Origin of the sequence: Mycolicibacter arupensis (assembly GCF_002086515.1) — a bacterium.
Classification (GTDB): domain Bacteria; phylum Actinomycetota; class Actinomycetes; order Mycobacteriales; family Mycobacteriaceae; genus Mycobacterium; species Mycobacterium arupense.
Window position 1 is genome coordinate 1 of record NZ_MVHH01000007.1, and the last position, 26,442, is coordinate 26,442.

The window sequence follows — 26,442 nt, forward strand, 5'->3', positions numbered from 1 at the left end:
TGGGCCGCAACTTCGCGGTGATCTACCAGCAGGCCAACTCGCACGGTCAGAAGGTTCAGTCGGCCGGCAACAACATGGCCAACACCGACGCCTCGGTTGGTTCCAGCTGGGCCTGAGTGTCCCGCAGTTCGCAGCGCGGCAGCACACCCGATCCACGGGTGTACTGCCGCGTTTTGCGTTGGGGCGTGGGTCATTTCCGGCCAGGGGAGGAAGCCATCGCTTGTTTCACAGTCGAATTCCAGTACGTCGCCGGCGACCCGGCGGTGTGGATTGACCGTTACGCCCCGCTGATGCACTATGATCAGACAAGCACCTCGTTAGGTGAGGCGTCTACACGGATATAGGCCACTGACCCCGAACGTCGAAAGACGCCCCGGGTCAGGACAGCTCCTCCCGGATTAAGGGTTGAGCCCAAGTGGCTTCCGGCCTGCGATCTTTGCGCAGGCACGGACACGCCGTGTGGTGCCGAAGCTCTGACGAGAGGGGTGCGAAGTAGTCCGGTATTTCCGGGCGACTCCTCCTCGTCGTGTTTATGTGCAGGCACCCGCGCGTGCCCAGGCCGAGAGGAGGTGAGAGCGACATTGAGTCCGAGTGATAGTTCCTATCCGAGATCGATGTTCGTTTCCCTCGATCTCGGTACCGCTTTCACCATGTGATTCGCACCGGCGCTGAGTTCTGTTCCTGGCGTGCCATTCCCCGCGGAGGGCGCCAGGCTTCGGCATGTCCTGAAATCGATTGACCCGTCGAACTCTTGATCGGGCAAGCGATGTGTTTGGCGTGCCCAGCCCCGGTATGTCGCCATAGCCGGCTGTCCCGATCCGTCCTGCCGTCTGAAATACGGCCGCAACCCATTTCGGGCATCGACCGTGCCTGCACACCCCACAAGACCAGCCACTCATGGCAAAACCAGTGAGCAAAAAGGAGCAATACCATGGACTTCGGCGCACTTCCCCCCGAGATCAACTCGGCTCGCATCTACACCGGCCCCGGCTCGGGACCGATGATGGCGGCCGCGGGAGCCTGGGACAAATTGGCGGCAGAACTCATGTCGGCCGAGGTCGGCTACCAGGCGATCGTCAACGGCCTCGTCGGCGAAGGCTGGATGGGTCCGGCCTCCAACGCGATGGCAGCCGCGGCAGCGCCCTATGCGGTCTGGATGGGCGTCACCGCCGCCCAGCTGGAGCAGGCCGCCAGTCAGGCCAGGGCGGCCGCCGCGGCCTTCGACGCGGCGTACGCGATGACGGTGCCCCCGCCGCTGATCGTCGCCAACCGCGCCCAGCTCGCTGCGCTGGTGGCCAGCAACTTCCTCGGCCTGAACGCCGCGGCGATCGCAGCCACCGAGGCGCAGTACGGGCAGATGTGGGCCCAAGACGCCGCGGCGATGTACGGCTACGCAGCGGCGTCGGCGGCGGCCACCACGGTCACACCGTTCAGCTCGCCGCGGGAGATCGCCGACCCTTCGGCTCAGGGGGCCCAGCAGGGCGCGGTTAACCAGGCGGCCGGGACGGCGGCAACGACCAGCGCTCAAGACACGCTGTCCCAGGCGATCGCCAACACACCGCAGGCGCTGCAGGCACTCGCGACGCCGCTCGAGGGAGAAGGGATCAGCACGGGCGACCTGACCAACGGCATCACCAACCTGATGAGCAGCTCGTTCAGCCCGATGGGCGCGGCTGCGGTCTCCAGTTTCGCCGCCGACATGGCGGTGGTGCGTGGTGCAGCCATTGCGGCCGGTGACCCGCTGGGCCTGGGTGCGATCGACCCGTTCACGCCGACGCTCGGCGCGTTGGGTATGGCCACGGGAGGACAAGGGCTTGGCGCCGGGCTCAACGCGGCCTCGGCGAGCATGGGGCAGTCCGCTGCGGTCGGGGGGCTGTCGGTGCCGCACACCTGGGCGGCTTCGGTGCCCACGAGCAACGCCCCGGGCACCTCGGTCGCGGCCACCGGCTGGACGGTCTCCGCCCACCCGCCGCAGGCCGGCGCCGCCGGCATGCCCGGTGTGCCGCTGGCCGGTGCGGGCCAGCGCAACTACGGCTTCGCCGCACCCCGGTACGGCTTCAAGCCCACAGTGATGGCTCGGCCGGTTGTCGCCGGCTAGGCATGTGACATCGTTGAGGTCATGCAGACGCTGAGCGTCGCCGAGTTCAGTTTGCGACTGGCTGTCGGGCTGGGCTGCGGTGCACTGATCGGGCTGGAAAGACAGTGGCGTGCCCGGATGGCGGGATTGCGTACCAACGCTCTCGTCGCCGCCGGTGCGACGCTGTTCGTGCTGTACGCCGTGGCCGCGGGGGACGCCAGCTCCACCCGCGTCGCGTCCTATGTGGTCTCGGGCGTGGGGTTCCTCGGCGGCGGGGTGATCCTGCGTGAGGGGTTCAACGTCCGTGGCCTCAACACCGCGGCCACGCTGTGGTGTTCGGCCGCGGTGGGCGTGCTGGCGGCGGCCGGGGATCTGGCGTTCGCATTGATCGGTACCGGAGCAGTCATCGGTACTCACCTGTTGCTGCGCCCGCTCGGCCGGTTGATCGACCGAGACCAGCATGTGGAGGAGGACGAACCGCAGTCGCCGTACGAGGTGCAGGTGGTCTGCCGGCCGAAGTCCGAGAAGTACCTGCGCGCCCAGATCGTCCAACACACCGCAAGCAATGATCTGATTCTGCGGGGGATCCACACCGGTCGTGTGGGCGACGACAACATCGCCCTCACCGCCACCATGTTGTCGGACAGTCGGGCGCCGGACCGGCTCGAGCGCCTGGTCGCCGAACTGTCCCTGCAGCCAGGTGTCTACGCGGTGCAGTGGCATGCCGAGGACCAGTCGTCGCTGTCGCCGGAGTGATCGGATCGACGGCTAGGCTGATGTTCCGGAGGTAGCGACGGTGGAAGCGTTCGCAGGTGTGTTATCGGTGCTGCCCGGGCCGATGCGCGACCCGGTTATCTTCGCCGTGCCCTTTTTCCTGCTGCTGCTGACGTTGGAGTGGTTGGCCGCACGCAAACTGGAGCAGTCCGAGGCCGAGGTGGTGCCCGTCGGCGGGTATCGGACTCAGGATGCGTGGGCCAGCATCTCGATGGGCTTGGTGTCCATGGCCACCACCGCCGGCTGGAAATTCGTCGCGCTGCTGGGCTACGCGGCCATCTACACCTATGTGGCGCCGTGGCATCTGTCGCCGCAGCGCTGGTACACGTGGGTCATAGCGCTCGTCGGTGTGGACCTGCTCTATTACACCTACCACCGGATCGCGCATCGGATCCGGCTGATCTGGGCCACCCATCAGGCCCACCACTCCAGCCGCTACTTCAATTTCGCCACCGCGCTGCGCCAGAAGTGGAACAACAGCGGTGAGATCCTGATGTGGATTCCCTTGCCGTTGTTGGGTATTCCGCCGTGGATGGTGTTCGCCAGTTTCACTGTGAGCCTGGTCTACCAGTTCTGGGTGCATACCGAACGGATCGACAAGTTGCCGCGCGCAGTGGAGTTCATCTTCAACACTCCGTCGCATCACCGGGTACACCACGGTATGGATCCGGAGTACCTGGACCGCAACTATGGCGGCATCCTCATCATCTGGGACCGGATCTTCGGCAGCTTCACCCCGGAGCGGTTTCGTCCGCACTACGGGCTGACCAAGCCGGTCGACACCTACAACATCATCACTCTGCAGTTCCACGAGTACGCCTCGATCATCGCCGACGTGCGCAGCGCGACTCGCTGGCGCGACCGGCTGGGCTATATCTTCGGGCCGCCCGGCTGGCAGCCCGGCGTCCGCGAGCCGGCCCGTGCGGGGGCACCGAAATCACCCTGACGTAATGAGCGGCGCACCGCCGGGTGTTCGCCTAGGCTGGCGAACGTCGCATCCGAGCGACAACGCCCGCCGATTCAGATCGCGGCGTTCCGAGAAGAAGGGGACAACGTGGCACAGAGCTTGGGAGACACGCTCACCGCAGGTAAGAAGCTGGTCAAGGGTGAGTCGCTGACCTCCAATAACGGGGCATACACCCTGATGTTGCAGGACGACGGCAACCTGGTGCTGGCAGCGCGGGGCAAGGCTGTCTGGGCGTCGGGCACCAACGGCAACGACGTGGTGCGCGCCGAGGTGCAGTCGGACGGCAACTTCGTGATCTACACCGCCGACAAGCCGATCTGGCACACCGACACCAAGGGCAAGAAGGACGTCAAGCTGGTTCTGCAGGACGACCGCAACCTGGTGCTGTACGCCGCCGACGGCGCGGCCTGGTCCACCAAGACCGAGACCGACGCGCCGCCGCCCGAGGAGCCGAAGGCCGAAGAGGCTCCCGCTGAAGAAGCTCCCGTCGAGGAGGCCGCACCCGCGGCCCGCACCTACACCGTGGTCTCCGGTGACACCTTGTTCGCCATCGCCGAGCGGTTCTACGGTGACGGCAACAAGTACCCGCAGATCGCGGAGGCCAGCGGTATCGCCAACCCCGACCTCATCCACCCCGGTCAGGAGCTGACGATCCCCTGATCGCCGCGCGACGCTGACGCGGCGGCCCGGATCCCCAGGGGCCGGGCCGCCGCGCTGCGCCACGCCTGGCTTGGTCCGGCCGGACCGAAACCGGCCCACAACGATAGGAGTCGACGGTTGCGCAGGCTCGTTGCGCGGGTGCTGGCGATGGTGATGGGGATCGGTGCCGCAACCGCCGGCCCCACGGTGGTCATGGCCCGAGCCGATGGGGTGCTGGTGTTTCCCGGCATGGAGATCCGCCAAGACACCCACGTGTGCACCCTGGGCTACGTTGACCCGGTGCTGCGGGTGGCCTTCACCGCCGGCCATTGCCGGGGCAGTGGTGCGGTCACCGACCGGGGCGGGCGGTTCATCGGCCGCTTGGCGACGTTCCGTGACAACACACCCAACGGCTCCACCGTCAACACCGACCAGGTGATCGCCGACTACGCTTCGATCGTCTTGGCCGACGACGTTGAGGTCAACGATGTGCTGCCGGGTGGCCTGCAGCTGCAGGCCGGTCCGGACCGCGAGATGAATCCGGGCGAACCGGTCTGCCACTTCGGCATCGTCACCGGAGAGACCTGCGGCGCCATCGAACGGATCAACAACGGCTGGTTCACCATGAGTCGCAGCATCCGCAGTCAGCAGGGTGACTCCGGCGGGCCGGTGTATGCCATCCCAGACGGCGGCCCGGCCCGCATCGTCGGCCTGTTCAACAGCGTGTGGGGCGAGTACCCCGCGGCCGTGTCGTGGTCGGCGATCTCCCAGCAGGTCCGCGAGGACGTCGGCGTACAGGCTCCACCGCCGTGACCACGACGCCCCGTCCGCCGATCCAGATCGCCTGGGTGGCCAACGACCTGGACGCCACCGAATCGACCCTGACCGCGTTGCTGGGCGTCCGCAAGTGGATCCGGATGCCCGGGGTGCACTTCGCTCCAGACACCTGCACCTACCTCGGCGAACCGGCGGATTTCGTGGCCGATATCGCACTGAGCTATGTCGGCGACATGCAGTTGGAGCTGATCGCACCGGTTCGCGGGCGCAGCCTCTACACCGACTTCCTGCATGCCGGCGGGCCAGGCCTGCACCATGTCTGCATCGAGGCCGAGGACCCGAACGACTTCGCAGCTATGCTGAACGACGCCGCCGATCGGGGCGCCCCGGTGGTTGCCCAGGGTGTCATGCCCGGCGGTATGCAATTCGCGTACGTCTCAGCTCCGGACGCCGGCATCCCCTACCTGGAGATCGCTTACATCCCCGCTGAGATCCGGTCCGTGTTCGAGTACATCAAACAGGAGCAACGGTGAGCACCCAGATCCCCGAAACCACCAGCGCCGAAGCAGTTTCGGAGTGGTCCGACGAGGTGGATGTCGTGGTGATCGGCTTCGGCATCGCCGGTGGCTGCGCGGCGGTCACGGCGGCGGCAGCCGGAGCCCGGGTCCTGGTGCTGGAGCGCGCCGCCGAAGCCGGCGGTACCACCTCCATGGCCGGCGGCCACTTCTACCTCGGCGGCGGCACCGCCGTCCAGCAGGCCACCGGACATTCCGACTCGCCGGAAGAGATGTACAAGTACCTCGTCGCGGTGTCGCGCGAGCCCGAGCACGACAAGATCCGGGCCTACTGTGACGGCAGCGTCGAACACTTCAACTGGCTCGAAGACCTGGGCATCGCTTTCGAGCGCAGCTTCTACCCGGAGAAGGCGGTCATCCAGCCCAACACCGAAGGGCTGATGTACACCGGCAACGAGAAGGTGTGGCCGTTCCTGAACGAGGCCATTCCGGCCCCGCGCGGACACAAGGTCCCGGTGCCCGGCGACACCCAGGGCGCCAAGATGGCGATCGACCTACTGCTCAAGCGGGCCGACAGTCTCGGCGTGGCAATCCGTTACGAGACCGGTGCTACCGGTCTGGTCACCGACGCCTCCGGTGCCGTGGTGGGCGTGGCATGGAAGCACTTCACCGAAAGTGGTGTCATCAAGGCGAAGTCGGTGGTGATCGCCGCCGGTGGCTTCGTGATGAACCCGGAGATGGTGGCGCAGCACACGCCCAAGCTTGCGGAGAAGCCCTTCGTCTTGGGCAACACCTACGACGACGGCCTGGGCATCCGGATGGGCATCTCGGCCGGCGGCGCGACCAAGCACATGGATCAGATATTCATCACCGCGCCCGTCTATCCGCCGTCGATCCTGCTCACCGGGATCATCGTCAACTCCGACGGCAAGCGCTTCGTCGCCGAGGACTCCTATCACTCACGGACGTCGGGTTTTGTGATGGACCAACCGGACAGCGCGGCGTACCTGATCGTCGACGAGGCGCACATGCGCAAGCCGCAGGTGCCGTTGGTGCCGCTCATCGACGGATGGGAGACGGTGCCGGAAATGGAAGCCGCACTGGGCATTCCGGAAGGAAACCTGGTGGCCACCCTGGACCGCTACAACACGTACGCGGCTCAGGGGCAGGACCCGGACTTCCACAAGCAGCCGCCGTTCTTGGCTCCGCAGGACACCGGGCCGTGGGGTGCGTTCGATCTGACCCTGGGCAAGGCGATGTACGCCGGTTTCACCATGGGTGGGCTGGCGACATCGGTAGACGGCGAAGTGCTGCACGCCGACGGCAGCCCGATACCGGGCCTGTACGCCGCCGGCGCCTGCGCCGCCAACATCGCCCAGGACGGCAAGGGGTACGCCAGCGGGACCCAGCTGGGGGAGGGCTCGTTCTTCGGCCGGCGCGCCGGAGCGCACGCGGCCGCGCGCTAGACCGGGCTGAGCTCCCAGCGGCCCTGGCCGCGCAGTTCGAGCACGTGGTGATGGTGCTGGCGGACGGTGTGCCGATGGCTCACGCTGACCAGGATGGTGTCGGGCAGTTCGCTGCGCAGCAGTCGGTACAGCGCCAGCTCCAACCCCTCGTCCAGCGCTGACGTCGACTCATCCAGGAACGCGGCTTTGGGCCGGGTCAACAGGATTCGGGCGAACGCCACCCGCTGCTGCTCGCCCGGCGAGAGCACCTTGGCCCAGTCCTCGACGTCGTCGAGCCGGTCGACCAGATTCGGCAGGGACACCTTGTTCAGCGCCTCCACGATGGCCGCGTCGGTGACCTCGCCGACCTCCAGTGGATAGGACACGACCGTGCGCAGGTCACCCAGCGGGATGTAGGGCAACTGCGAGATGAACATGGTGGCGTTGGTGGCATCCGGTCGGCGCAGGGTGCCCGAGGCGTACGGCCACAGCTGCGCCAGGCTGCGCAGCAACGTGGTCTTGCCGCTGCCCGACGGGCCGGCGATCATCAGTGCGTCACCGGTGCCCAGCTGCACGTCGAGTGCCTCGATCAGCGGGACACCCTCGGGGCTGCGCACCTCGACGCCCTCCAGGGCCACGCTGTCGTCCGGGCTGGGTTTGACCAGCAGCTCGGGCAGCTCCCTGGCCTCGCGATTGGCCTCCAGCAACCCGTGCAGCCGGATGATCGAGGCGCGGTAGCCGGCGAAGTTGTCATAGGCGTTGCGGAAGAACGACAGTGAGTCCGAGATGCTGCCGAACGCCGACGCGGTCTGCGCGACCCCGCCGAACATGATCTGTCCGTCGAACAGTCGCGGCGCCTGGATCACCCAGGGCAGCGGCACGATCGCCTGGCTCACCGACAGGTTCCAGCCGGCGAACCCGATGGTTCGGTTCACGAACGCCAGGTAGTTCGAGACGATGGCGCGGAACCTGGTCCGCAACTGGATTCGCTCGGCCAGCTCGCCCCGGTAGAACGCGACCGATTCGGCCGCGTCGCGCACGCGCACCAGCGCGTAGCGGAAGGCGGCGTTGGTGAGCTCGTTGCGGAAACTCAGTCGGATCAGCGGCCGGCCGATCCAGAACGCGACGATGGTCGCGACCGTCACGTAGACCAGCACGATCAGGAACATCGCGCGCGGGATGTCGAACCCGAAGACGGTCAGGGTGCCAGAGAGGTTCCACAAGATCGCGGCGAATGACACCACGGTGACCATGGACTGCACGGCACCGAACAGCAGCGTGCTGCCGGTGCTGTTGGCCGGTGCGTTGACGCTGGCGCCATTGCCCGCGGTGAAGATGTCGATGTCCTGCTGAATGCGCTGGTCGGGGTTGTCGATAGCGCCTTCGATGGCCTCGCCCACGGCCGGGTCCAGCGGCGTGGTGACGAAGCGGGCCCGATAGTAGGCCCGGCCGTCCAACCAGTCACCGGTAAGGCGTTCGGTCAGCCAGATCCGCCAGTTCACCATGAAGTGCTGGGTCAGGTAGATGTCGAGCATCACCCGGGCCACATGCAGCACCGCCATCACGCTGAAGATCGCGATCGACATCCAGAAGCCGTGCACGCCAGACTCCCTGACGGCCTCATCGTTGCCTGCAGCGCCCTGGAACGCGGTCTGCAGCGACGAATACAGGTCGTTGCCCTGGAAGCTGAACAGCACATTGAGCCGCACCGCGGTGATCACCGACAGCAGCAGCACGCCCAGCATCACCCAGACCCGGACGCTCTCTCGTCCGGTGAAGTAGGGCCCGCTGATCTCCCAGAACTGGCGTCCCCAGCGGGTGCTGACCCGCAGCAGCGCCGCCACGGCCAGCACCCCGACGGCACTGATGCTCCAGGCCATCGCGATCCACACCAGGGAATCGGGTAACGCATGCGCCCAGTCGATAGATGGATTGAACAGCTTCGAGTCCACTGTCGATGTCTCCTTGCCGTCTCCATCGCCGGAACCGCGTCGCGGCCGATCAACGAATCGAGAACCCCGTGCGAAACCTACCGCAGGGCGGGCGCGTCGCGCCGGGTGAGGATTGCCGCAGTGACCCGCCGACGCGGTGGTGCCCCCGGCTCGCGGGCGGTGGCTACCGCGTACCGTTGTGCTGTGGCTAACACCTCCAAGACTGACTCCGGAACGCGAACCAAGTCGGGTCGCCTCAGCGGGAGATTCTGGAAACTGCTGGGCGCCAGCACCGAAAAGAACCAGAGTCGTTCGATGGCCGAGGTCACGGCCGCCGCCGAGTACGCCGAGAAGGCCGCTGGGCTCGACGACGAAAAGCTGCGTCAGGCTGCGCAACTGCTCAAGCTGAAGGACCTGGCCGACGCCTCGGACATCCCGCAGTTCCTGGCGATCGCCCGCGAGGCCGCCGAACGCAGCATCGGACAACGCCCGTTCGACGTCCAGCTGCAGGGCGCGCTGCGAATGCTGGCCGGCGATGTCGTCGAGATGGCCACCGGCGAAGGCAAGACCCTGTCGGGCGCCATCGCGGCCGCCGGCTACGCCATCGGCGGCCGGCACGTGCATGTGGTGACCATCAACGACTACCTGGCCCGCCGCGACGCCGAATGGATGGGCCCGCTGTTGGAGGCACTCGGCGTCACCGTCGGGTGGATCACCGAGGAGTCCACGCCGGCCGAGCGACGTGCGGCCTACCAATGCGACGTCACCTACGCATCGGTCAACGAGATCGGCTTCGACGTGCTGCGTGATCAGCTGGTCACCGATGTCGAGGACCTGGTATCGCCCAACCCCGATGTCGCGCTGATCGACGAGGCCGACTCGGTGCTGGTCGACGAGGCACTGGTGCCGCTGGTGCTGGCCGGCACCACCCACCGGGAGACCCCGCGGATGGAGATCGTCCACCTGGTGGGCCGGCTCAAGCCCGGCGTGGACTACGACTCCGACGAGGACCGCCGCAACATCCACCTCACCGAGGTGGGTGCCCGCAAGGTGGAGAAGGCGCTCGGCGGAATCGACCTGTACTCCGAGGAGCATGTGGTCTCCACGCTCACCGAGATCAACGTGGCGCTGCATGCCCACGTGCTGCTGCAGCGCGACGTGCACTACATCGTGCGCGACGGCAAGGTGCAGTTGATCAACGCCTCGCGCGGTCGCATCGCCGCCCTGCAGCGCTGGCCGGACGGCCTGCAGGCCGCGGTGGAGGCCAAGGAGGGCATCGAGACCACCGAGACCGGCGAGGTGCTCGACACCATCACGGTGCAGGCCCTGGTCAACCGTTACCCCACCGTGTGTGGCATGACCGGGACGGCCCTGGCTGCCGGTGAGCAGCTGCGGCAGTTCTACCAGCTGGGAGTCTCACCGATCCCGCCCAACATGCCCAACATCCGCGAAGACGAGGCGGACCGGGTCTACATCACCGCCGCGGCCAAAAACGATGCGATCGTGGCCCATATCGTCGAGGTGCACGCCACCGGACAGCCGGTGCTGGTGGGCACCCACGACGTCGCGGAGTCCGAAGAGCTCTACGAGCGGCTGCGTAAGCGCGGCGTTCCGGCGGTGGTCCTCAACGCCAAGAATGACGCCGAAGAGGCCACCGTGATCGCCGAGGCGGGCAAGCTCGGGGTGGTCACCGTCTCCACCCAGATGGCCGGGCGTGGCACCGACATCCGGCTGGGCGGTTCCGATGAGGCTGACCACGACCAGATCGTCGAGCTGGGCGGGCTGCATGTCATCGGAACCGGCCGGCAGCACACCCAGCGTCTGGACAACCAGTTGCGGGGTCGGGCCGGCCGCCAGGGCGACCCGGGGTCGTCGGTGTTCTTCTCCAGCTGGGAGGACGATGTCGCCGCGACCAACCTGGAAGACAACAAGCTGCCCACCGAGACCGACGATGATGGCCGCATTCTGAGCCCGAAGGCCTCCGGTCTGCTCGACCACGCGCAGCGCATCGCCGAGGGCAAACTGCTCGACATCCACGCCAACACCTGGCGCTACAACCAGTTGATAGCCCAGCAGCGCGCCATCATCGTGGAGCGCCGCAACACCCTGTTGTCCACTCCGGCCGCGCGCGAGGAGCTCGCCGAGCTCACTCCCAAACGCTACGCGGAGCTCAAGAAGCAGCTGGGTGAGGACGGCGAGGCCAAGCTGGAGAAGATCTGCCGCCTGATCATGCTCTATCACCTGGATCGAGGGTGGGCCGACCACCTGGCCTTCCTGGCAGACATTCGGGAGAGCATCCACCTGCGTGCGTTGGGCCGGCAGAATCCGCTCGACGAATTCCACCGGATGGCGCTGGACGCCTTCGCCTCGCTGGCCGCCGACGCCATTGAGGCGTCGCAGCAGACCCTGGAGACCTCGGACGCGATCGAGTCCGAGCCCGGTGTCGACCTGTCCAAGCTGGCGCGACCCACCTCGACATGGACCTACATGGTCCGGGACAACCCGCTGAGCGACGACAGCATGGACGCGCTGAGCCTGCCCGGGATCTTCCGCTAGGGGGTCGGTATGACTGTCGGGTCCAGCTCCGATCGCGTTCAGGACCGGGTACTCACCGTGCCCAACGTCATCAGCGTGGCTCGGCTCGGCCTGATCGGCCTTTTCCTCTATCTGCTGCTGATCGCCCGGGCCGACGGGCCGGCAGTGGCGACCCTGATGCTCAGCGGTGCCTCCGACTGGGCTGACGGCAAAGTGGCTCGCCTGTTCAATCAGTACTCGACGCTGGGTGCCCTGCTCGATCCGGCGATAGACCGGCTCTACATGCTGGCGATTCCGGTGGCGTTCGGGGTGCGGGGGCTGGTGCCCTGGTGGATCATCGGCGTCTTGTTGGCCCGGGATCTGCTGCTCGCCACCACCCTGCCGGCATTGCGCAGTCGGGGCCTGACGGCGCTGCCGGTGACCTACGTGGGCAAGGCGGGCACCTTCGCGCTGATGTCGGCGTTTCCGCTGATCCTGCTGGGGCAGTGGGACAACCTGGCCAGCCGGGTCGTGTTGTCGGCCGGATGGGGCTTCCTCATCTGGGGGTTGGGCATGTATCTGTGGGCGTTCGTGCTGTATCTGATCCAGGTGACGCTGGTGGTGCGCAGGATGCCGAAGGTCAGTGGTGGCTGAACCGTTCTTCGCTCTGAGCGGCTACGACTCCCAGGGCTTCGCCGGTGCCCATGAGGCCGGGCGCCCGCGCACGTTCGCGGTGCCTTCGCTGCTGCGTTCGCTGCTGTCCGAACACCTCGACCCCGGCTATGCAGCGGCGGCCGCTCGACGCCGGCGCCGTGGTACACCGCTGCCCGCCAGAACCCGCGCGGCGGGATGGGTGTGGAAGGCGTTGGCGGCGCTGGTGGTGGCGAGCGTGTTCGCCGTCGGAGTGGCCCAGGCCCGCTCGGTGGCTCCCGGGGTGCGTGACGCTCAACAGGTTCTGGCCGCGAACGTGCGAGCGGCCGAAGCGGCCACCGGCAAGCTCGCCGACAAACGCGACGCCTACGCCAACCAGGTCGACGATCTACAACGGCACCGGCTGGCCGACGATGCCCAGGGCCAGCGGGTGCTGGCCGGCCTGGACGCGCTCAGCCTGGAATCCGCCGGCACCCGCGTCACCGGTCCCGGGGTGGTCGTCACCGTGACCGACCCCGGCGCCGGACGGAACCTCTCCGATGCCTCCAAACAGCGCGTGTCGGGCAGTCAGCAGATCATCTTGGACCGCGACCTGCAGCTGGTGGTCAACTCACTGTGGGCCAGCGGAGCCGAGGCGATCGCCATCGGCGATGTCCGCATCGGCCCCAACGTCACGATCCGCCAAGCCGGCGGCGCCATCCTGGTCGACAACAAGCCGATCAATAGCCCCTACGCAGTGCAGGCCATCGGTCCGCCACGTGAGTTGCGCGACACCTTCGACCGCAGCCCCGGTCTGTACCGGCTCCGTCTGCTCGAGGCCTCCTACGGGGTGGTGGTGCGGGTCGACGGGCGCGGCTCGGTCGACCTGACCCTGCCGGCGGGATCGGTACGAGATGTCCGATTTGCCAAACAGATCGGGGCATCGTGACGCAAGCTTGCGCTGCGGGTTGCGGTGCTTCAGATGGCGCGGTCGGCTGGGGTGCGGTTCGGGAGGCTGGAGTGATTGCACAATGATCGGTATCGCGGCGCTGATCGCCGGCATCGTGCTCGGACTGGTCTTTCACCCCAGCGTGCCGGAAGTCGTTCAGCCCTATCTGCCGATCGCGGTGGTGGCGGCACTGGATGCGGTGTTCGGCGGGCTGCGCGCATACCTGGAGCGGATCTTCGACGCGAAGGTATTCGTCGTGTCGTTCGTGTTCAACGTCCTGGTGGCCGCGCTGCTGGTCTATCTCGGTGATCAGTTGGGTGTCGGCACGCAGTTGTCGACCGCGATCATCGTGGTGCTGGGAATCCGGATCTTCGGCAACGCGGCGGCGTTGCGGCGACGGCTGTTCGGGGCCTGATCTCCCATGAGTAGCACCGATCCGGAGCCGCACGGCAGACACGAGCTGTCGCACTCGCCCCGGCAGGAGAGTGCGCCGCCGAACGGGCGGTCCGGACCGTTGTTCAGCGTGCTGGGCCTGCTGCTGTGCCTGCTGCTGGGGGTGGCGATCGTCACTCAGGTCCGCCAGCACGATTCCGAGGACGCCCTGGAGACGGCGCGGCCCGCCGACCTGTTGGTGTTGCTGGATTCGCTGCGTCAACGTGAAGCCACGCTGGGCACCGAAGTCGCCGAGCTGCAGCAAACGCTCGACGCCCTGCAGAAGTCCGGGAGCAGCGATCAGGCCGCGATCGAGAACGCCCAGGCGCGACTCGCCGCACTGGCCATCATGATCGGCACCGTGGGAGCGGTCGGGCCCGGCGTCGTGATCACCATCGACGACGCCGCCCGCGGGGTAGCACCCGAGACGATGCTCGACGTGATCAACGAGCTTCGGGCGGCCGGTGCCGAGGCGATGGAGGTTCGCGACGGCACCAGGGCGGTGCGCATCGGCGTGGACTCATGGGTGGCAGGAGCCCCCGGCGCGGTGGAATTCGACGGCACCGCGCTGACGCCTCCGTATTCGGTTCTGGCGATTGGTGATCCGCCGACTTTGGCGGCTGCGATGAACATTCCCGGCGGGGCCGTCGACAGTGTCAGGCGGCTCGGCGGGGCGATGACGGTGCAACAGGCGGACCGCGTTGAGGTGACCGTGTTGCGGCAACCGAAACCACGCCAATACGCTCAGCCAGTCAAGTGAGCCCGACAGCGCAAGGAGCACGATCACCGTGAGTTCGGAAAGTTCAGTTCCGTCCGACCTGTATTACACCGCCGAGCACGAGTGGGTTCGCCGCACCGGCCCCGACGCCGTCCGGGTGGGTATCACCGATTTTGCGCAGGCGGCGCTGGGCGATGTGGTCTTCGTTCAGCTACCTGCCGTGGGCACCGAGGTGACCGCCGGCGAGGCGTTCGGCGAGGTGGAGTCGACCAAGTCCGTCTCCGACCTCTACGCGCCGATCACCGCCTCGGTGATCGCCGTCAACGCCGAGTTGGACGCGAACCCACAGCTGGTGAACTCCGACCCCTACGGCGCCGGGTGGCTGCTGGAACTCCAGGTGGCAAACGCGGATTCGGCGGGCCTGGACCAGAGCCTGGCAGGGCTGCTGAGCACCGAGGCCTACCGGGCGACGTTGTCGGAATGACGGTTGCTAGCCTGCCTGCCGGGACGCGCCTGGCATCCGGCGACACGATCCCGCGGTGCGGGGGACATGACGTACCGCTGCGCGGTACGGTCGACTCAACGATTCGGGGTTGGGCGCAACAGATGTCCGGCAGGTGCGACCAGGTAGCAGATCAGCGGCCAGTGAGGAGTAGTGCGTGACGGAGAAGGACCCGGCAACGGGGCAAGACCAGGCAGGCGATGAGGTCACCGCGGAAACCACATCGGTTTTCCGCGCCGATTTCCTGAGCGAACTCGACGCCCCCGCCCAGGCGGGTGGCGATAGCCTGACCTCGGGTGTGGAGGGGCTGCCTGCGGGTTCCGCGCTGCTGGTCGTCAAGCGCGGGCCGAACGCCGGATCGCGATTCCTGCTGGACCAGCCGGTGACCGCAGCGGGCCGGCACCCCGACAGCGACATCTTCCTCGATGACGTCACCGTGAGTCGCCGTCATGCCGAGTTCCGGCTGGAGGGCAACGAGTTTCAGGTCGTCGACGTCGGCAGCCTCAACGGGACCTACGTCAACCGTGAGCCGGTCGACTCGGCGGTCCTGGTCAATGGTGACGAGGTCCAGGTCGGCAAGTTCCGCCTGGTATTCCTGACCGGCCCGAAGACGGCTGAGACCGAGGCCGGGCCGGGCAGCTAGTGAGCGCGCCTGACAGCCCTGAACTTGCCGGGATGTCGATCGGAGCGGTACTGGATCTGCTCCGCCCGGATTTTCCCGACGTTACGGTCTCCAAGATTCGTTTTCTGGAGACCGAGGGGCTGGTCATGCCGCAGCGTGCGGCGTCAGGCTATCGGCGGTTCAGCGCGTACGACTGCGCTCGTTTGCGTTACGTGCTGACCGCGCAACGCGATCACTATCTGCCGCTGAAAGTGATCAAGGCACGGCTGGACGCCGAACCGGATGGCGCGCTGCCGTCGGCCGAGTCGCCGTATCCCACCCCGCGGCTGGTGTCGGCGGGAAGGGAGCCCAGCCACCCTGGGACGGACCTCCCGGCCCCGCCGCGCCAGGTGCGGCTGAGTCGGGAGGATGTCCTGGCTCGCTCGGGTGGCGATGACGCCTTGCTGACGGCACTGGTCCGATCGGGTGTGATCAACGCCGGGCCCGGCGGACTGTTCGACGAACACGCGGTCGTCATAGTCCAGTGCGCGCGGGGGCTGGCCGATTTCGGCGTCGAAGCGCGGCACCTGCGGGCATTCCGTTCGGCGGCCGACCGGCAGTCCGACCTGATCGCCCAGATCGCGGGTCCGCTGGTCAAGGGCGGCAAGGCGGGCGGGCGGGACCGTGCCGACGACGTGGCCCGGGAGGTCGCGGCGCTGGCGATCGCGCTGCACACCGCGCTGCTCAAGTCCTCGGTCCACGACGTACTGCACGGCTGAGGACTAGACTTCGCTTCGACGGCTCGTCGCACGGCCTGCGGTTGTCCGACCGCCGGTGTCACGGCGAGTCATACTGGGACACATACGAACCTGGTACACGGGCGAACGCGGAGGGCTGACTGGAGATGGGTGAAGTACGCGTGGTCGGCATCCGCGTCGAGCAGCCGCAGAACCAGCCGGTACTGCTGCTGCGCGAGGCCGATGGTGACCGATACCTCCCGATCTGGATCGGGCAGGCCGAGGCCGCCGCGATCGCCCTGGAGCAGCAGGGCGTGGAGCCGGCCCGGCCCTTGACCCACGACTTGATCAGGGACCTCATCGGCGCACTGGGGCACTCGCTCAAAGAGGTCCGCATCGTCGATCTGCAAGAGGGCACGTTCTACGCCGATCTGATCTTCGACCGCGACATCACGGTGTCGGCGCGTCCGTCGGACTCGGTGGCCATCGCCCTGCGGGTGGGAGTGCCGATCTACGTCGAGGAGTCGGTGCTGGCCGAGGCCGGTCTGCTGATTCCCGACGAGAACGACGACGAGAGCGCCGGCGCGGTACGCGAAGACGAGGTGGAGAAGTTCAAGGAATTCCTCGATAGCGTGTCGCCGGACGATTTCAAAGCAACCTGACTCGGCGCGGCGGACTCAGCCTCGTCACAGACGGGTCTCATCTCTCCGCGGTCAGCGCGACACGCCCGGCGGAAAGCATTGCCCGCAAAACGCGGCCCGCATACTTGAACCACGGCGGGAACAACTGCACAGCAGCTCGTCGGACGGCGTATGCTCACGACCAACTCGGGCAAGAGCAAACGCGGCCGCTGGCCAGCCAGTGGCAACGAGCGCGATCGGCGAGAGGAAGCAGCGTGGGCGATCAACCTGGGCAGGAACAGCTGGACTTCACGGGTCAACCCGACACGGGTGACCGCGCGGTCCCTGCGACTCCGTCCGCCACCGCTCGGCCGGTACAGGGCGGGCTGTTCCCCGACGACTCCGTTCCCGATGAGCTCGTCGGTTACCGCGGCCCCAGCGCCTGCCAGGTCGCCGGCATCACCTACCGCCAGCTCGACTACTGGGCCCGCACCTCGCTGGTCGTGCCCTCGATCCGCGGCGCGGCAGGCTCCGGCAGTCAGCGGCTCTACTCGTTCAAAGACATTCTCGTGCTCAAGATCGTGAAGCGACTCCTGGACACCGGAATCTCGCTGCACAACATCCGTATCGCCGTGGACCACCTGCGCGAGCGCGGGGTGCAGGACCTGGCCAACATCACGCTGTTCTCCGACGGCACCACGGTCTACGAGTGCACCTCGGCTGAAGAGGTCGTTGACCTGCTGCAAGGTGGCCAGGGCGTGTTCGGGATCGCAGTCTCCGGCGCGATGCGCGAGTTGACTGGCGTCATCTCCGAGTTCCCCGGTGAGCGGGCCGACGGCGGCGAGTCGATCGCCGCACCGGAAGACGAGCTGGCCAGCCGCCGCAAGTTCCGCGACCGCAAGACCGGGTAGCGCCCAAAGCCGACACCGACAGCGTGCAGCGCCGTCGAAAACCCTTGGGGTCGGCGGTTTTACGTCCCGACAACGCGTTCGGCCATCGGTGTGAGGACTTCCTGCGCGAAGCGGCGCAGCGCCGCGTCATCGCGGAAATCCGGATCGGTGGACGGCATCGAGACGTAAGTCAGAAAGAGCCGGGCAAAGACGTCGGCCACCCAGCGCTGCGGCTGCCCAGGACTGCCGGGGGCTTCGCCGTGAAGGTAGTTGGCGATGAACGCTGCGCCCATTGCGAGCAGATCCGCCGAATCGGCGGCCGGCAGCGGCTCGAACTGGCCCGCGCGACTGAGCATCGGATGTGTCCGGGCGAAGCTGATGGCGGCCACGAAAGCCTCGGCGACGCCGTGATTGCGGTCAGGGGTGTTGTCGATGGCGTCGGCCACCGCGGCCAGGAAGCGCTGGGTCTCTCGGCGGATCAGCGCCTGGATCAGGTCTTCGCGCCGGGGATAGCGCCGGTAGGCGGTCATGCGGGAGACCCCTGCGCGCCGGACCACGTCCTCGATGGTGATGCGGCGCAGGCCCGCCGTCGCGGCTTCCTGGACGGCGGCGTCGAGGATGCGCTGGGCGGTGGGGTCGGTGGCGTGCTCGGGCGGCGGTCCGGTGACGGCCTGGCCGATCACGCTGACGAGATGAGGGTCGATCATGGCGCCCCGGCTGCGGTGGCGGCGACACCGGCGGCACGGTCACGCGCCAATCGGGCGTAGGGGGGTACGCCGAATGCCCACCGGGTCCGGCGGGCGTCGACCTGCAGCGCCGGGCTGATCAGACGCCGCGCCAGCAGCGAGGGGTGATCGAATCCGGTGAGTTCACGCGCCCACCGGGGGGCATAACTCATGCCGGCATGCACCGCGAACCGGTGCATGCTGCGGTCCAGCGGGTCGGGCAGCCGGGGCAGGAAGGGGGCGGTGAGCAGGAACTCAATGAATTCGCGGGTCTGTGCGTTGACGCTGAGCTTCGGGCGCATGCGGGAGACGAAGTCATCGAGTTCGGCCATGGTCGAGGGCACCTCATCGGCGCCGGCCATCCGGCCGATCGTGGCCTGTTCGGTCAGGTAGCGATCACGTTCGTGCGGCGTCAGCGGTCGGTTCGTGCGCTCGAACACCCGCATGATCATCCACGGGATGCAGGTGTGCACCCAGGCCAGCAGCTCGGGATCGAGCGCCCGGTATGCCACGCCATCGGGCCTGGTGCCCGAAACGTGGGCATGGATGGACTTGACCTGCTCGATCAGCTGTGTGGCGGCCTCGGTGTTGCCGAAGGTCGTGGTCAACACGTATCCCAGGGTGGTGCGGGCGCGCCGGAACGGGTCCTGCCGGTACGACGAGAGGTCCTGCACCCCGGCGACGACCGACGGATGCAGAATCTCCAGCACGATGGCCGACAGGCCGGCCTGTGACACCGCGGCCAGGTCGGCGTTCACCTCCCAGGAGACGCTGCCCGGACCGACCAGACCTGGGTCTCCGGGCGGACCGCCGTAGATGCCGGGGTCGTCGTGGCGGCCCGCGGTGGCGTGAAACTCCTCGATGATGCGTTGCCGTAGCGTGCCCATCTCCACCCTTTGGTATGAATGTGACAAATTGTGTACTAGATATACCACCACGGGGAAGGGTGAGCCAGGCCTGTTCCGGTCGGGGCTGCGGCCGCGCGTCGGACGGCGGGTAGTATTGGCTCCGCATCAGCCCCGCGCGGGAGAGTTCCGCGGCAGCCAGCCGCGGACGCCGAAGGAGCAATACCTCTCCGTCAACCTCTCAGGCCCCCGGACCGCGCCGGCATTGATGCCTCTGGAAAGCGGTGCCCGCCCAGCTGGGTCGCACCCGCCCATGGGGAAAGGCGCCGCAGGTGATCGCGGTGCCGAATCTCTCAGGCGCCCGGGCCGGGCAGACGACAGAGGGGGAGGACACGAATACGTCTCGCCGTCGTCTAGCGTCCAGGAGCCCCCGTGTCTGTGCCCACCGAATCCCGCTTTGTTGACCGGCACATCGGCCCGGACAGCGCGTCGATCAGCACGATGCTCGCCACCATCGGGATCGCGTCCCTCGAGGACCTCGCCGCCAAGGCCGTGCCCGCAGGCATTCTGGACGCCCTGAGCGGCGACGGCGTTGCGCCGGGACTCGATGTTCTGCCGGCCCCCGCCACCGAGGCCCAGACGCTGCGTGAACTGCGTGATCTGGCCGACGCCAGCACCGTCGCGGTGTCCATGATCGGCCAGGGTTACTACGACACGCTGACCCCGCAGGTGTTGTTGCGCAACATCATGCAGAACCCGGCGTGGTACACCGCCTACACGCCCTACCAGCCGGAGATCAGCCAGGGCCGACTCGAGGCGCTGCTGAATTTCCAGACCATGATCGCCGAGCTGACCGGCTTGGAGATCGCCAACGCCTCGATGCTCGACGAGGGCACCGCCGCCGCCGAGGCGATGACGCTGATGCATCGCGCCACCCGGGGCACCTCCCACCGACTGCTGGTGGACAGCGACGTGTTCACCCAGACCGCCGCGGTGCTGGCGACTCGGGCCGAGCCACTGCACATCGAGATCGTCACCGCAGACCTGCGGGAGGGCATGCCCGACGGCGACTTCTTCGGAGTGATCGTGCAGGAGCCGGGGCGCTCGGGCCGGATCACGGACTGGACGAGCCTGATCGAGGCCGCCCACGGGCGAGGCGCGCTGGTGGCGGTCGGCACGGACCTGCTGGCTTGCACGTTGCTCACGCCGCCCGGGGAGATCGGCGCCGACGTGGCGTTCGGCAGCGCCCAGCGCTTCGGGGTCCCGATGGGCTTCGGCGGCCCGCACGCCGGATTCTTGGCGGTGCACGCCGGTCATGCCCGTCAATTGCCCGGCCGGCTGGTCGGAGTGTCGCGGGACAGCGACGGCGCCGACGCCTACCGGCTGGCGCTGCAGACCCGCGAGCAGCACATCCGGCGCGACAAGGCGACATCCAACATCTGCACGGCGCAGGTGCTGCTGGCCGTGATGGCTGCCATGTATGCCAGCTACCACGGCGCCGAAGGCCTGACCGCGATCGCGCGGCGCGTGCATGCCCAGGCCGCGAAGATCGGTGCAGCACTCGGGGACGCGCTGGTCCATGACCGATATTTCGACACCGTGCTGGCCCGGGTGCCCGGTCGTGCCGACGAGATCATCGCCGCGGCCAAGGTGGCCGGCATCAACCTGTGGCGCGTCGATGCCGACCACGTCTCGGTGGCCTGCGACGAGACCACCACCGATGTGCACGTGGCCGCGGTCCTGGACGCCTTCGGCCTGGCCGCGGTCGAACCCACCGCCGCCGCCATCGCCACCCGCACCTCGGAGTTCCTCACCCACCCGGCGTTCGTGCGCTACCGCACCGAAACCGCGATGATGCGCTACCTGCGGTCCCTGTCGGACAAGGACATCGCCTTGGACCGCAGCATGATCCCGCTCGGATCGTGCACGATGAAGCTCAACGCCGCCGCCGAGATGGAGTCGATCACCTGGCCGGAATTCGCGCGTCAGCACCCGTTCGCCCCGGCCGCTGACGCCGCGGGTCTGCGGAAGCTCATCGCGCAGCTGGAAGGCTGGTTGGCGTCGATCACCGGCTACGACGCGGTGTCGCTGCAACCCAACGCCGGGTCGCAGGGGGAGTACGCGGGCTTGCTGGCCATCCACGCCTATCACGCCAGCCGCGGCGAGTCCCACCGCGACATCTGCCTGATTCCCTCCAGCGCACACGGCACCAACGCCGCCTCGGCTGCGCTGGCCGGCATGCGGGTGGTGGTGGTGGCCTGCCGTGACAACGGCGACGTCGACCTGGACGACCTACGCGCCAAGGTCGCCGCGCACGCGCCGGCGTTGGCCGCATTGATGATCACCTACCCCTCCACGCACGGCGTCTACGAACACGACATCGCCGAGATCTGCGCGGCCGTCCACGATGCGGGCGGACAGGTCTACGTCGATGGAGCCAACCTCAACGCGCTGGTCGGACTGGCCCGGCCCGGCCGATTCGGTGGCGATGTCAGCCATCTGAACCTGCACAAGACGTTCTGCATCCCGCACGGCGGAGGCGGACCCGGCGTCGGCCCGGTGGCGGTGCGCGCGCACCTGGCCGAGTTCCTGCCCGGGCACCCGCTGGCCGCTGAGTTGCCCGCCGGGCCGCCGGTGTCGGCGGCGCCCTACGGGTCGGCGTCGATCCTGCCGATCACCTGGGCCTACATCCGGATGATGGGCGCCGACGGCCTGCGTGCGGCGTCGCTGACCGCGATCGCGTCGGCGAACTACATTGCCCGTCGCCTGAACGAGCACTACCCGGTGCTGTACACCGGTGAGAACGGCATGGTCGCCCACGAGTGCATCCTTGATCTGCGGGAGATCACCAAGAGCACCGGCGTCACCGTTGACGACGTGGCTAAGCGGTTGGCCGACTACGGTTTCCACGCACCGACCATGAGCTTCCCGGTGGCGGGAACCCTGATGGTGGAGCCCACCGAGAGCGAGAGCCTGGCCGAGCTCGACGCATTCTGCGAGGCGATGATCGCCATTCGCGGCGAGATCGAGCGGGTCGGCGCCGGCGAATGGCCGGTCGAGGACAATCCGCTGCGCGGGGCACCGCACACCGCCGAATGCCTTGTGGTGGACAAGTGGGAACACTCCTACACCCGCGAGCAGGCCGCTTATCCGCTGGGGCGTGACTTCCGGCCGAAGGTGTGGCCTCCGGTGCGCCGCATCGACGGGGCCTTCGGCGACCGCAATCTGGTCTGCTCGTGTCCTCCGGTGGAAGATTTCGCCTGAGCGGGCCGGCGTCTTCGGCAAAGAGACAGCAAAGTCTCAGTCGAACCCCAAAAGCGTCTAGGATCGCCCTTACCCAATCCAGGGTTGCGGCTTGCATCTAGGAGGACTCGTGCCCGAGCCCCTCTCTCGCTCCTGTGCCACGGCCGGGATCGCCCTCATCAGCGCCGGGATCGTCACGGTCGCTCCCGTGGCGGTCTCGCCCCGGGCGGCCGAGGTATCGCCGGCCGTGACGCTGACCACCTCCTACGGAGAGCTGTTCGCCAACACGATCGGCAACATCGAACGCATCAGTGCCGGCGCGGACTGGTCGGCGATGTGGCAGGTGCTCACCGCGACGCTGGCCAACCCCGCCGGGGTGATCGACGCGGCCAGCAACTTCGCGCTGACGGTCGACACCGACGTCACGTCGCTGCCCGCGACGGTCTCGGTGCAGTTGTCGCCGGGCCTGGAGCTGTTGATTGCCGGCCTGGCCTCACACGTGGCGACCCTGAACGCGCTCGTCGGTGTGGTCAACGACCTGGGCGACCCCCAGACCGCCTTCACCGCGTTGTTCAACGCTCCGGCCACCCTCGCGGATGCCTACCTCAACGGCCAACAGAACCTGTCTCTGCTGGACGGGATCGTCACCATCCCGATGTTCAACGGCGTGCTGGCGCCCGAGCAGAACCTTGAGATCGACCTCAGTCTGTCGCGGCTGCTGGAGATGGTGGGGCTGGGAACCCCGGATCTGGCCGGCCTCGGACTCGACGACGTCATCGACCAGGTGCGTCAGGGCACCCTGACCCTGGGTAGCCTGCTCACCGGCCTGGGATTGAGTGATGAGGGCCTCGGAGATCTGCTGAAGCAGGCCACCGACGTCGGCACCCTGGGGGAGTTGCTCAACTTCCTGGGCCTGGGAGACCTGGGGTTGAGCCGCTACAGCCTGCCCGCCCTGTTGAGCGAGCTGGGACCCGACACCGACTTCTACCGCAACCTCGACCTTGACCTCGAACTCGACGACTACAGGCTGGTCGACGTGCTGGGAGCGTTCGGGATCAACGCCGGCATTCCCATGGGACTGGGTCAGGTGCTCGTCGGTCTCGGCCAGGGAGACCTAGGCGGGCTGCCGCTGGGCAGTCTGCTCTCGGACGCGGGCCTGCTCACCCAGGCCATCAGCTGGCTCAGCTCGAGCGCGGCCGATCTCTTCGATCCCATTCCCCTGGTCGGCACCCTGCTGACGAGTTTCGTCACCGGCCTGCTGGCCCCCGACGACCTGGAAGCACTGCTCAACACCTACACGCTCGGTGACGTCCTGGGTGACGTGCAGATCGACGACACCCTCAGCTCTCTGCTGGGCACCGTAGGCTCCACGCTGCTGTCGGCGGGAAGTCTGACCATCGGCGGTGTACTGGATGCGCTCGGCTTCGCCGACTCCCTCGGCGATCTCACCCTGCGCGGCGTGCTCGACGGATTGGGCGGCGTACTGGGCGGTGTCTTGGTCGAGGGCCCCCTCGGGTTGGACCTCACCTGGCTGTTGAACGGCACGGATGTGGGCGACGTGGTCGGCCTGCTGGGCCTCGACGACTTCTCCCTCAACCTCGGCGATCTGTTCGGCGACTGGGTCAACCCCTACCTGGCCGATCTGCTGGAGGGTTTCGCCCAGGGCAATGTGGAGCTGGCCGGTGCCAGCGTCGGCTCCTTCGGCGGAACATTCACCGAGCTGTTCGTGAGCATGCCGCAACAGCTTCTGGCCATGCTGGCCTCCTAGGACGGCAGCGCCCGCGCGGGATGCCGCGTTGGCCCGTCTCTCAGTTCAGCAGCGCGTTCAGGGCGCCGGCCAGCTCGGGCGTGTTGGCCCCGCGCAGATTCTGGTACGTGCCGCCGGACAATTGGGCCACGGCCTGCCAGGTCGCCTGGTCGGGATCGGCTCCGATGTCGATGACGTTCACGGCCACCGGTCGCTGCGGGTCGGCGTTGGTCCGGATGAACTCCTGGAGTCCGGGACCATCCAAAGTCCGGTCGGTGTGCGGACCCGCCGTGATAACTAGAACCGAATTGCTTTGTCCGGCAACGAAATTAGCCAATGCCTGGGTGTAGACCAGGCGTAGCGTCGTGAACGACACCGCGCCGCCGGAAATCGAACTCAGGTCGTTGAGTTCGCTGGTCAGGTTCTGCGCCCGGGTACCGCCGGTGAGCGGCTCGTCCAGGGGACCGGGTGCCACCAGGTTGCGGCCCTCGGTGCCGTCGAAGGTCCACAAACCCACCGAGGAATTGGGGGCCAGCGCCGTGAGCCGTTGATCCAGGGCGGCGATCACATGGGCCAGCCGGCTCTTCCCGCCTTCGTCGGTGGTCATCGACTGGTCCAGCATCACCGTGACCGCCGCGCTGCCGGGCAAGGTGGTCAGCGCGTTGGACAGGGCGGCGCGGGTCGCCTCATCACCCACCGTGAGGGTGTCCGAGACCGCGGGGAAACCCGTGACCTCACTGTTCGGCGGCGCGACACCTTCAACGCGGAATCCCGATTTGGCCAGCTCGGCCAGCTGGTCGGGCTTGCGCGCGAACCGGGCGAACTCACTGGCGGCACTGACCTGTTCCTGCGACAACCAGGAGCCCGCCAGCAACACCGTGGGATAGTCGGCGACCGGCACCGGACCCGGAGGCCGCCACGAGCTCAGTGTGGTCGCCGGGTCAGAGAGCGACTGCCCGCGGGTGAACAGTTGCTGCTCGGTGGTCACCACCGCGTGCACCGGTGCGTCGGCCAGGTTTCCCGGCCGCAGCAGCACGTTCATCGCCTCGGCCAGGGAGGCATCGACGAGCTTGGGCTGGTCGCCGGCAAGCCGGTGCACCGCCCCGACACCGTCGGTGGCGGGAGCGTCCTTGGGCGCGGCGGCGGCGGCCACCGCCTCGCCGGCCAGGTAAGCGGCATCGCCGTTGCCGCCGATCGGCAGTGCCAGGCGCAACGAGCCCCAACCGGCCAGCCCGAGCGGGCCCAGCCCGTCGGGATTGGTCTGAAGGTCCGGCAGACTCGCCCAGGTCTGCTTCTGCAGGGCGCTCTTGAGCTCGGGGCGGATCGCCAGCAGCACCGGTGATGTGACCAGAGATCGACTGTCGCTGACGGTCTCGGCGCCCGCTGAGGCCTGCAGCCGGGCGGTGGAGACCGAACTGCCCGGAATCCACAACGCCGGACGCTGCCCGAGTTGAGCGGGCCACTCGCCGATGAAGCCGCTGACGACGGCATCAGAATCAACCGGTTTGACCTGTACCGACACGCAGCGATCGCCGACCGGCTTGGCGGACTTGTTGAACTTGTCGGCGAATCCCTGCACATGGTCGGCGATCGACGGATCGGCGACCACGGCCACGGTCAGATCGCCGGCTGCGCAGTTGCCCGCGGCGACCGCGGATCTGTGCGACAGCGAATTGCCGAAGAAGCGCCAGAGGATCACCGCGCCCACCACGACGATCACCGTCACCAGCGCGGCGACCACGCCAACGCTGACCCCGCGCGGACTCGAGTCGTTGCGATGCCGGCGCCACCGGTCGAGGTCGCGATGGCCACCGCGTGGCTCGTCGCGATCGGGCACGGGCGCGTCGCCGATCGCACCGAAGGGACCGGTGCGATAGCGCGACTCCTCATCGGGCTCACCGCCGCGACGCATGTACTGCGCCGGGTCGGCATCGTTGTAGCCGGAGTCGTCGTAGCCGGTGTCGCGATATCCGACGTTGCCCGGGTCGTACGTCGACTCGTCGTAGAACGCGTCCTGATAGTCGTCGACATAGTCGTCGTCGTCCGGATCGCCGAAACCGAAAAATTCTGGCCCGCTGTCGAACTGGTCTTCTTCGGGCTCCCCGCCCCGGACCGGCTCGTCGTCGGAGTCGTCCGGGCCGGGGAAGCTGTGCCTACCCACGGT

The 26,442-nt window shown here is 67.6% G+C and carries 23 protein-coding genes, 1 pseudogene and 2 riboswitches; of the genes and pseudogenes, 20 read left to right on the forward strand and 4 right to left on the reverse strand.

Translation table 11 applies throughout. The annotated features are described in order from the left end of the window. The 8 genes and pseudogenes from BST15_RS05230 to BST15_RS05265 form a co-directional block, all read left to right on the forward strand. Positions 1–116 (forward strand): annotated as a pseudogene (locus BST15_RS05230) (type VII secretion protein EsxI); the annotation flags it as partial. A gap of 190 nt (positions 117–306) precedes the next feature. After that, a riboswitch (M-box (ykoK) riboswitch) is annotated at positions 307–492 on the forward strand. Positions 493–931: 439 nt separating this feature from the next. After that, on the forward strand, positions 932–2,098 hold the full coding sequence (locus BST15_RS05235; RefSeq protein ID WP_046189086.1) for a PPE family protein: 1,167 nt from the start codon (positions 932–934) through the stop codon (positions 2,096–2,098). 21 nt (positions 2,099–2,119) lie between these two features. Next, positions 2,120–2,833, forward strand: coding sequence for an MgtC/SapB family protein (locus tag BST15_RS05240; RefSeq protein WP_046189085.1), 714 nt, complete (start codon positions 2,120–2,122; stop codon positions 2,831–2,833). Positions 2,834–2,915: 82 nt separating this feature from the next. Next, positions 2,916–3,797 (forward strand): sterol desaturase family protein, encoded by an 882-nt coding sequence (locus BST15_RS05245; RefSeq protein ID WP_109370729.1) that lies wholly within the window; start codon positions 2,916–2,918, stop codon positions 3,795–3,797. Positions 3,798–3,917: 120 nt separating this feature from the next. Next, positions 3,918–4,478 carry a LysM peptidoglycan-binding domain-containing protein gene (locus tag BST15_RS05250; RefSeq protein WP_109370730.1) on the forward strand — a complete coding sequence of 187 codons (561 nt, stop codon included), beginning with the start codon at positions 3,918–3,920 and terminating at the stop codon, positions 4,476–4,478. Between the two features lie 117 nt (positions 4,479–4,595). Beyond that, on the forward strand, positions 4,596–5,270 hold the full coding sequence (locus BST15_RS05255) for an Rv1815 family serine proteinase (protein ID WP_052751387.1): 675 nt from the start codon (positions 4,596–4,598) through the stop codon (positions 5,268–5,270). After that, positions 5,267–5,767, forward strand: coding sequence for a VOC family protein (locus tag BST15_RS05260; RefSeq protein ID WP_046189082.1), 501 nt, complete (start codon positions 5,267–5,269; stop codon positions 5,765–5,767). The genes BST15_RS05255 and BST15_RS05260 overlap by 4 nt, the downstream gene beginning before the upstream one ends. Continuing rightward, positions 5,764–7,215, forward strand: coding sequence for an FAD-binding protein (locus tag BST15_RS05265; RefSeq protein WP_046189081.1), 1,452 nt, complete (start codon positions 5,764–5,766; stop codon positions 7,213–7,215). The genes BST15_RS05260 and BST15_RS05265 overlap by 4 nt, the downstream gene beginning before the upstream one ends. Here BST15_RS05265 and BST15_RS05270 read toward each other — a convergent pair. After that, entirely contained in the window at positions 7,212–9,146 is a 1,935-nt protein-coding gene (locus tag BST15_RS05270; RefSeq protein ID WP_046189080.1) for an ABC transporter ATP-binding protein/permease, read from the reverse strand. The two genes, BST15_RS05265 and BST15_RS05270, sit on opposite strands and share 4 nt — an antisense overlap. A 183-nt stretch (positions 9,147–9,329) precedes the next feature. Here BST15_RS05270 and secA2 point away from each other — a divergent pair, with 183 nt between their 5' ends. From secA2 to BST15_RS05320, 10 genes are all read left to right on the forward strand, one after another. Next, entirely contained in the window at positions 9,330–11,681 is a 2,352-nt protein-coding gene (gene secA2, locus BST15_RS05275) for an accessory Sec system translocase SecA2 (RefSeq protein ID WP_046189079.1), read from the forward strand. Between the two features lie 9 nt (positions 11,682–11,690). After that, positions 11,691–12,293, forward strand: a complete 603-nt coding sequence (locus tag BST15_RS05280) for a CDP-alcohol phosphatidyltransferase family protein (RefSeq protein ID WP_046189078.1) — start codon at positions 11,691–11,693, stop codon at positions 12,291–12,293. After that, entirely contained in the window at positions 12,286–13,218 is a 933-nt protein-coding gene (locus BST15_RS05285; RefSeq protein ID WP_046189088.1) for a DUF881 domain-containing protein, read from the forward strand. Before BST15_RS05280 ends, BST15_RS05285 begins: the two co-directional genes overlap by 8 nt. 82 nt (positions 13,219–13,300) lie before the next feature. Next, positions 13,301–13,633, forward strand: a complete 333-nt coding sequence (locus BST15_RS05290; RefSeq protein WP_046189077.1) for a small basic family protein — start codon at positions 13,301–13,303, stop codon at positions 13,631–13,633. Positions 13,634–13,639: 6 nt separating this feature from the next. After that, positions 13,640–14,410, forward strand: coding sequence for a DUF881 domain-containing protein (locus BST15_RS05295; protein ID WP_046189076.1), 771 nt, complete (start codon positions 13,640–13,642; stop codon positions 14,408–14,410). Positions 14,411–14,438: 28 nt separating this feature from the next. Next, the gene (gcvH, locus tag BST15_RS05300) at positions 14,439–14,852 is read left to right on the forward strand and encodes a glycine cleavage system protein GcvH (protein WP_046189075.1); all 414 of its coding nucleotides are present in this window, start codon (positions 14,439–14,441) and stop codon (positions 14,850–14,852) included. Positions 14,853–15,027: 175 nt separating this feature from the next. Beyond that, the gene (gene garA, locus BST15_RS05305; protein WP_046189074.1) at positions 15,028–15,513 is read left to right on the forward strand and encodes a glycogen accumulation regulator GarA; all 486 of its coding nucleotides are present in this window, start codon (positions 15,028–15,030) and stop codon (positions 15,511–15,513) included. Further along, complete coding sequence (gene ftsR, locus BST15_RS05310; protein ID WP_046189073.1) at positions 15,513–16,250, forward strand: transcriptional regulator FtsR; 738 nt, start codon at positions 15,513–15,515, stop codon at positions 16,248–16,250. The genes garA and ftsR overlap by 1 nt, the downstream gene beginning before the upstream one ends. Positions 16,251–16,375: 125 nt before the next feature. Further along, a complete protein-coding gene (locus BST15_RS05315; RefSeq protein WP_046189072.1) occupies positions 16,376–16,870 on the forward strand; it encodes a bifunctional nuclease family protein in 495 nt (164 codons plus the stop codon). 233 nt (positions 16,871–17,103) lie between these two features. Beyond that, complete coding sequence (locus BST15_RS05320) at positions 17,104–17,739, forward strand: MerR family transcriptional regulator (RefSeq protein ID WP_046189071.1); 636 nt, start codon at positions 17,104–17,106, stop codon at positions 17,737–17,739. 59 nt (positions 17,740–17,798) lie between these two features. Here BST15_RS05320 and BST15_RS05325 read toward each other — a convergent pair whose 3' ends face one another. Continuing rightward, positions 17,799–18,425, reverse strand: a complete 627-nt coding sequence (locus BST15_RS05325; RefSeq protein WP_046189070.1) for a TetR/AcrR family transcriptional regulator — start codon at positions 18,423–18,425, stop codon at positions 17,799–17,801. Further along, a complete protein-coding gene (locus BST15_RS05330; RefSeq protein WP_046189069.1) occupies positions 18,422–19,330 on the reverse strand; it encodes an oxygenase MpaB family protein in 909 nt (302 codons plus the stop codon). The genes BST15_RS05325 and BST15_RS05330 overlap by 4 nt, the downstream gene beginning before the upstream one ends. 127 nt (positions 19,331–19,457) lie before the next feature. Next, positions 19,458–19,555: riboswitch (glycine riboswitch) on the forward strand. A 171-nt stretch (positions 19,556–19,726) separates the two neighbouring features. On the opposite strand from BST15_RS05330, the gene gcvP reads away from it, so the two are divergent. Then, entirely contained in the window at positions 19,727–22,552 is a 2,826-nt protein-coding gene (gcvP, locus tag BST15_RS05335; protein ID WP_046189068.1) for an aminomethyl-transferring glycine dehydrogenase, read from the forward strand. A gap of 109 nt (positions 22,553–22,661) precedes the next feature. Next, positions 22,662–24,299, forward strand: coding sequence for a hypothetical protein (locus BST15_RS05340; RefSeq protein WP_131701179.1), 1,638 nt, complete (start codon positions 22,662–22,664; stop codon positions 24,297–24,299). 40 nt (positions 24,300–24,339) lie between these two features. On the opposite strand, the gene BST15_RS05345 is transcribed toward BST15_RS05340, so the two are convergent. Next, a complete protein-coding gene (locus BST15_RS05345) occupies positions 24,340–26,439 on the reverse strand; it encodes a substrate-binding domain-containing protein (protein WP_046189066.1) in 2,100 nt (699 codons plus the stop codon). Between the last annotated feature and the right edge of the window lie 3 nt (positions 26,440–26,442).